At 57.1% G+C, this 6639-nt stretch carries 7 protein-coding genes and 1 pseudogene; 1 reads left to right on the plus strand and 7 read right to left on the minus strand.

The annotated features are described in order from the left end of the window. Nucleotides 1-155: 155 nt before the first annotated feature. The 6 genes and pseudogenes from ACOYNV_RS24770 to ACOYNV_RS24795 form a co-directional block, all read right to left on the minus strand. On the minus strand, nt 156-398 hold the full coding sequence (locus ACOYNV_RS24770) for a hypothetical protein (RefSeq protein WP_422902480.1): 243 nt from the start codon (nt 396-398) through the stop codon (nt 156-158). Continuing rightward, on the minus strand, nt 395-2344 hold the full coding sequence (locus ACOYNV_RS24775) for an autotransporter outer membrane beta-barrel domain-containing protein (protein WP_422902481.1): 1950 nt from the start codon (nt 2342-2344) through the stop codon (nt 395-397). The genes ACOYNV_RS24770 and ACOYNV_RS24775 overlap by 4 nt, the downstream gene beginning before the upstream one ends. 890 nt (nt 2345-3234) lie before the next feature. Then, nucleotides 3235-3657 carry a universal stress protein gene (locus ACOYNV_RS24780; protein ID WP_422902482.1) on the minus strand — a complete coding sequence of 141 codons (423 nt, stop codon included), beginning with the start codon at nt 3655-3657 and terminating at the stop codon, nt 3235-3237. Between the two features lie 70 nt (nt 3658-3727). Next, entirely contained in the window at nt 3728-3949 is a 222-nt protein-coding gene (locus ACOYNV_RS24785) for a catalase-related domain-containing protein (RefSeq protein WP_422902486.1), read from the minus strand. Next, nucleotides 3941-4108 (minus strand): annotated as a pseudogene (locus tag ACOYNV_RS24790) (catalase); the annotation flags it as partial. The gene ACOYNV_RS24785 and the pseudogene ACOYNV_RS24790, both read right to left, overlap by 9 nt. A 35-nt stretch (nt 4109-4143) precedes the next feature. After that, on the minus strand, nt 4144-4650 hold the full coding sequence (locus ACOYNV_RS24795) for a DUF2242 domain-containing protein (RefSeq protein WP_422902483.1): 507 nt from the start codon (nt 4648-4650) through the stop codon (nt 4144-4146). Nucleotides 4651-4918: 268 nt separating this feature from the next. Between ACOYNV_RS24795 and ACOYNV_RS24800 the strand changes: the two genes are divergently transcribed. Next, on the plus strand, nt 4919-5431 hold the full coding sequence (locus ACOYNV_RS24800) for a BCAM0308 family protein (RefSeq protein WP_422902484.1): 513 nt from the start codon (nt 4919-4921) through the stop codon (nt 5429-5431). 138 nt (nt 5432-5569) lie between these two features. Here ACOYNV_RS24800 and ACOYNV_RS24805 read toward each other — a convergent pair whose 3' ends face one another. Beyond that, the gene (locus ACOYNV_RS24805; protein WP_422902485.1) at nt 5570-6013 is read right to left on the minus strand and encodes a universal stress protein; all 444 of its coding nucleotides are present in this window, start codon (nt 6011-6013) and stop codon (nt 5570-5572) included. Nucleotides 6014-6639: the final 626 nt, after the last annotated feature.

Raw genomic sequence — 6639 nt, forward strand, 5'->3', positions numbered from 1 at the left:
CCCTACCCATGAGCCCCGCAGTCCGCTGTTCGTAGGGGCACGGCGCGCCGTGCCCCTACAGCCACGTTCTATCTCTCCGATTTTATCTTCTCGCATAGCACACCAGACATGCCAATTCGAATGTTGGAAAAGGGGAAGTTATTTCGTAGGCGTTCCTAAGCGGTTGTTACCGCTTTGCCGTAGCTGGCGCCAAGATTGTCGGTCCACACCGTTCCCGGGTTGGTCGTGAAGCGAGCGTTCGGGCCGACCAGCGGAGCATAGGCCCCGTTGTCACTCAGGCTGTCGCCAAAGAAATAGACGTTGGAATAGTCGCCGGCCTGTGCACTGCAAAGCGTTCCGGCCAGCAGGGCCGAAGCCAATGCGAGATGCTTGAGCATGAAACCTTGATGTCTGTTCATTGCGTAGATCTCCTGTCGAATATTCGTTCTGCGTCAGTTCGGATCACAGCGGCGCGCTGAGCGTGACATTGATCGCCGAATTGCGCGCACCCGGCTGGCTCCGGCTGGCTGATCGTCGTCGATGCGCCGACGCCCAGGCGCAGCGTCTTCGAAAGCTCGGCGGTGGCGCCGGCGAGCAGGGTTCCATAGCCCCCAGTCTGGTTCGACGTCGGCATCAGCAGCGCGTTATTGCCGCCGACAAAGCCGGCGCTGTAGTTGCGCTCGTCCTTCTTGTGCTCGTAATCGTAGGTAAGTTGGGCGTAGGGCCGCACTTTCTCGCCGGACCACACCGTTTCGGCCGCCACCTGCCAGCCAAGCAGTGAGCGCAGCGATTCGCGGGTCTGGTCGCCAAAGGTCATGGCCGTTGCGCTCGTCGACTTTTCACTGAACCCGTCAACCTTGACCTGCTCCCACGCCAGTCCGGCCAGCGGGCCATGCAGGAGATTGCCGCTGACGAAGTTGTAGCCGACCTGCCCTTTCACGCCGAACTGGCCACCGCGCGTATCGCCGTGTTCGCTGGTGCTGAAAGGTCCGAGCTGAATATTGCGCTTGCTCTCGAAATCGAGCCAGGAATAGGTGGTCAGCGCGTTCGCGTAGAAATTGCCGGACTTGTGCGAAACAAAGGCCGACAGCGCCCACTCATCGTATTTCACCGTGCCCTGGTTGTTGCCCAGGTCGAAGGGCGCGTTGCCGTAACCGAGCGTGGCGCCGGCAAAGAGATTTTCGCTCAGGGCCTTTTCATAGCCGAGGACGAAGCTGCCGCCGGAACCGTTGGCCGAAGGCAGGCCGGCATAGGAGTCCTTGTCGGACGAGGCATAGTCGCCGGTGACGAAGAAGCCATGTCCCTGGTAGCCGAAGTTCTGGAACTCGCGCAGACGGCCGTCGATCGACCGCCACTGCGCGCCGGAGCGTCCCATCGGCACCTGCGCTAGCAGGCCGACGCGGCTGGCGCCTTCGAGCGAGGAATAGATCCAGTCGGAAATCACCGTGTGGAAGAGGGTGCTCGGGTGCCTCCCGTCGGCGTACATGTGTCCATTGGCGTGCACATTACAGGTCAGCGCATTGGGCGCGGTGGCGGGCGCGATGGTCGGGCATGCCGGCGTCGTCGTATCGGTGAAACCGTAGCCCAGCGGATTGACGAGAATCTGTGCGGTCAGCTTGACCATGTCGAAATAAAGCAGGTTCTTGCCGGCCAGTTGGGCTTTCTGGCTGGCGTCGAAGGTATTCATCAAGGTGCCCAACTGGGCCAGGTCCGAAGCAGACATCGCCAGGCCGGACGGCGATTTGGTCATGTCCATGGCGCCGATCACGATCACGTTGCGCGCCCCTGCCGATTGCAGGCGAACGACTTGCGCCGTCATGTCGCTGGCCGCCGTCACCAGGTTGGCCTGGGCGGCGGCCAGTGTTATTCCGGGAAGTAGACTGAACTGGGCAAAGATGTCATTGCCGCCGGCCCACAGCGCGTAGAGCGCTTTCGCATCAACCGCACCGCGTGACAGAAACTGGTCAACCTGCATCTTGGCAGACGGCAGAGTGGTCAGGCCCGCCGGTTCGGAATTAATCTGTGCATCACCCACGGAAAAGTTGTTGCCATCGGCAGTGGGCAAGTAGGCATTGGTGGCTGGGAAGCCGGCAAGGGAGGCGATGAAGCCGGCGCTGACCGACTTGCCGTAGCGGGCACCGAGGTTCTCGGCCCATACATTCCCGGGCTTGGTCGAAAAGTGAGCATTCGGGGTGGGGGTCGGTAGCAGGTTGGTGAGGTTGATGAATGTTCCCGAGTCGGTAATGCTGTCGCCAAAGAAATAGACATTCGAATAGTCTCCGGCCAGCGCTCCGACTACTCCCCCCGCCAGCAAGGTCGCAAGAACCGCTCCCTGCCTCAGCACGAAACACTGATGCATGTTCATTAACCACCCCTCAAACATGGTTTGATGCTCGCAGAAAACTAAATACTTGGGCATCCGTAATTTCCGCTGAAAGCAACCACATGGCGCCATCTGCACTGACGGGCTGGGACCTGACGATCTTTAGTTCGCTTTTTCCGCACTCGTAGTCAGTCACGGCAAAACCGATGGATAGCCCGTCATTTCGGGCTTGACCCGGAATCTGGTAGTGCACCACTGGATTCCGGGTCAAGCCCGGAATGACGTAGCTTTTTATACAACAGATCCATGTTGACTGACTATTAAGTGTGCTCCGCCGCTTAAAAAAGCCCCGATCGTCAGCGGTCATTGGCTATACGAAAATCAGTCGGCGGGTTTCTGCGGAATATGGAACTTAGCACTCAGGCGATCAGGACCGCCAGGAATCCGGGGGAAACAAGGGCAGATTCACCATGCTGCCGAGAAGGGTCGCCATGAGTACGAACAGGAGTATTCGCAAAGGTGGCATCTTTTCCCCTTCCGCGGTTAATCGAGAATCAAAGTGGCTACAGCGCAACCGCCGATATCCTGAATGCGGTGTTACGGTGCTTCAATCCGCACAATCTTTCCAGAACACAAGCCGCATCGCTGGAAGCCTCATGAACAGGCGATCTGCAAGAATGTCGGCTGGAGAACAAATAAATACGGCACTCTTCAGGCTTAGTATCTGTAGATCGCCTATCCATGAGCATCGCAGCCATACGGCCTGAAATATTCGCTGCGCAGTTACGGTCGGTTGATGAAGCTCGGAATGGTGTCGCCGGGGTTCGGCGGCGTAATCCGGCCGTATCCGCTACGAACATCAGACCCTGAGCGTGGCAGGCATCGGCGTACTCCAGAAAAACGACCGGATCATTTTTTCATTGGTGGCGGTGTCATTTGACGCAGATCACCGGCAGTTCGGACAGATGCAGGACATTCCTCGTGACAGAACCCATTGCCAGGCCCGAAAGGGCACCCAGTCCGCGGGTGCCCATGACGATGGTGTCGCAAGCCAGTTCATTGGCGAAATTCACCACGGTCTCGGCGACGTCGCCCAGCCGGATATGTGACTGACAGGAAATGCCGGCATCGTTGAAGGCGTGCAATACCGGTTTCAGCGCGTCGTGAGCGAACGCCGCCAGATGGCTGGTGATGGCCTCAGGTTCCATGCCGCGGGTCTGGTATTCAATTGGCTTTGGCTCGACATTGACCACCTGAATGTCGATGGTGCCGTGCGTCTTGATGAAGTCAACGAGGAACAAGGCAGCCCGGTAGGCATGTTCCGAACCGTCTACGGCGAGTAGTACTTTGCGCATTTCTTTCTCCCTGGTTGGTTGATGGGTTTCAGCTTCAGAGCTGATTCCTGCATGCCTCGTGGCCGTTACTTCAAGCAAAAGGAAATTCGGTTTCAGGAATCCCCAGCGCATCGGCAACGCCTCTTCCATAATCCGGATCAGCCTCAAGGCAATGGCAAACGTGGCGCAACTGGATATCAATCGGCGCTTCGCCAATCGATCGTGCTGTATTTTCGAATGGCACCTGCTGTTGTGACGGGCTCATCAGGCGGAACAAGGCGCCCAGTTGCGAGTAATAGTCGGTGGCGTGCATGCGTCGCTCGGGGATTACTTCGCGGTCGAAGTGGGCCAGCTTTTCGAGGAGCCACACATCCTGCAGCAGCGCCGGACCGCGCGGGCCGGCAGTCAGGGTGTTCCGGTTGTCGGCAACAGGCGCACCGGCGGCGGTAGTCAGCTTTGTTTCCTTGCTCATGATGCCCTCCTTGTGGCAAAGGTCAGATCGGATTTCTAATTGCGTGGCAGTTCCCGCTCCACGGCCCGGTAAAAGCGTTCGTAAAAACTCCGGTCGGTCACCGTCTCACCACGGGTCTTCACCTGGTTGTCAGCCTCGCTGATCTTGCTCAAGTAAATGGGCGCCAGCAGGGGAACGCCAATGGTGCTGCTCTGGCGACTGGTCTTGACGTCGAACTGTTCTTCCGTGCCCGTCACGAACAAGATTGATCCACTGGTACGCTGATCGCAGGTGATATAGAGACGGAGAATGGCGTGACGTTTTTCTTCGACATGGAATTCCTTGACGCCGGTAAAGCTTTGCCCTTCCCCTTCGGCCACAACGTAACCATCACCCATCAACACCCGGCGGGCGGCATCGCACAACTGAGAAGCATCCACCCTGAAGGTTCGGCTGTATCGGGGGTCGGACTGAAAGGTTTCGTTTTCTGCATAACTGTCCGGGCCGCCGCAGGACGCTAGCAGCAAGGAGATCAGTATCAGCGACGACCCTTGGCACCTCATCTCGTTTCCCTGCGCAATGACTGGATCAATAAACAGGTGGTTCGGAATGTTCTGAGTGTTCCGCTTCGCAATTGAATTTTCGCTTACTGAGCAAATGCATTTGAATTTACAAAATATGACCTCTATACATGTAGGTGGAGACCGCTGATTTGCATTTGAGTTCGCCGGGATTGTCTGATTTTCAGGATGAAGCACGGGGAGAGGTCGATAGAGGTTCGGCTTTACGTACCCTGTTTTTCGAAGGGTATTATTAAAGGAGTAGATCGCCATGAAGTCACAGGCTTCCCTTGCCGGCTTCAAGCCGGTTCTTCGCGACCAGCTACGCCAGGAGCGTGAGTACGACACCTACAAACGCCAGCAAAAACCACCCGAGCCGTCGGCTTGTCCGGTTTGTGGCGCCATTTTCCATGCGGGTCGCTGGCAATGGGGTCAGGTTGGTCCCGAAGCAGAGGAAGTGGTCTGTCCGGCGTGTCACCGCATCCGTGATCAGTTTCCCGCTGGTTTCCTGCATGTTGGCGGCCCGTTTTTCGCAACCCACCGCGGTGAAATGTTCAACCTGCTCAACCATCACGCGGAAAAGGCCCGGGCCGAACACCCGTTGGCGCGCGTCATGACCATCAATGAAGAGGACGAAGGCGGCGTAGCCGGAATCCTCATTACGACCACCGATATTCACCTCGCGCGCGATCTGGGAGAGGCTCTGCACCACGCCTACCAGGGCGAACTGGAGTTCTATTACAACGATGCGGAAAATCTGCTGCGGGTGCATTGGCAGCGTTAATTTCATGGCAAGCGTACGAAAGGCATCCTTGACCGCCCGCAGATCGGCGTCCCTGGGAATGGCCTTTCTCCCGAACTAAGCCGCGCCAACACCTCGCCGATGCGAATAAGCCGCGTCGAGCGATTGATTGGCTGAAACTTAACGATAGACGAGCACTGGAATCTTTGAGTGCGTGAGCACCTTGGTGGTTTCGCTGCCAAGCAGCAGGGCATCGACGCCACGGCGACCATGCGACGACATGAAGATCAAGTCGCAATCATTCCGGGTTGCGACTTCGATGATTGCCTTGTATATGACGTCGTGGGTGTGCGTCACCTTTGAGCATGTTACGCCGGCTACCTGGCAGAGGTTTTCTACAAAACCGAGAATTTCCTGAGCCTCCTCCTCGACAAGCTCGGCAAATCTCCCCGGTGGCGTGGAGTCGAACATAATGCCTTCGCTCGCGTAGAACACCGGATATTCCGGCTTGACATACAAGGCAGTGATGCGCGCCCCACCCTCCTTGGCAAAGGCAACCGCCCGCCGGGCGGCGTCCTCGGATAATTGAGAACCATCCGTCGGAACAAGAATGTGCTTGAACATGACGACTCCTTTCCATTATCAAATCAGCTATTCCAATATAGGCGGATAATCGCCGGAATGACAATGATGTTTTGGCTATGTGCATTCTATGGTTGGCTCGCCCCATCGCGAACCAAAGCGATAGTTCTCCGTATTGTGTAAAACATAGTCGGCCACCTCAGAATCCTGATAGCCCGTTCCGTGCAATACATGGTTGGAAAATGAAATGTCAAAGGCGACAATGCAGCCAAAGGCAAAGTTGGGCTACTAAGGCTGGCAACTTTCGGCCATTTGCTGCCGGTGGTGCTCTCCGCGAAGCCGCCATCCAGATGACGGCTCCACTTTGAAACCTGCCAGACAGCCAGCGCGAGCAACTCGGCCTGACCAGCCATCCAGGGCTTGCTACATAAACGACCGCATCTCGTTCCTTTGTGGCCATTCGAGGATTTCCAGCGTGCTGCGAGTAACGGCATTCTCGTTATGCAACTTGGCACGCAGGCTTACGTCCTTTCGATGTGCATCCGCTTTTGAGCTGCAAACAAATGTCGCCACCGGCTTTGCCTTTGGTTTTTGACTTTACCGACCACCACCTCCACCACCTCCACCACCTCCACCACCTCCACCACCTCCACCACCTCCACCACCTC

The organism is Propionivibrio sp. (assembly GCF_049316945.1).
GTDB lineage: Bacteria > Pseudomonadota > Gammaproteobacteria > Burkholderiales > Rhodocyclaceae > Propionivibrio.

Coding starts and splice junctions, on each gene's coding strand:
- ACOYNV_RS24785 (WP_422902486.1), bottom strand. CDS start 3,949: ATGCACGCCACCGACTATTACTCGCAACTGGGCGCCTTGTTCCGCCTG.
- ACOYNV_RS24800 (WP_422902484.1), top strand. CDS start 4,919: ATGAAGTCACAGGCTTCCCTTGCCGGCTTCAAGCCGGTTCTTCGCGAC.
- ACOYNV_RS24795 (WP_422902483.1), bottom strand. CDS start 4,650: ATGAGGTGCCAAGGGTCGTCGCTGATACTGATCTCCTTGCTGCTAGCG.
- ACOYNV_RS24805 (WP_422902485.1), bottom strand. CDS start 6,013: ATGTTCAAGCACATTCTTGTTCCGACGGATGGTTCTCAATTATCCGAG.
- ACOYNV_RS24770 (WP_422902480.1), bottom strand. CDS start 398: ATGAACAGACATCAAGGTTTCATGCTCAAGCATCTCGCATTGGCTTCG.
- ACOYNV_RS24780 (WP_422902482.1), bottom strand. CDS start 3,657: ATGCGCAAAGTACTACTCGCCGTAGACGGTTCGGAACATGCCTACCGG.
- ACOYNV_RS24775 (WP_422902481.1), bottom strand. CDS start 2,344: ATGAACATGCATCAGTGTTTCGTGCTGAGGCAGGGAGCGGTTCTTGCG.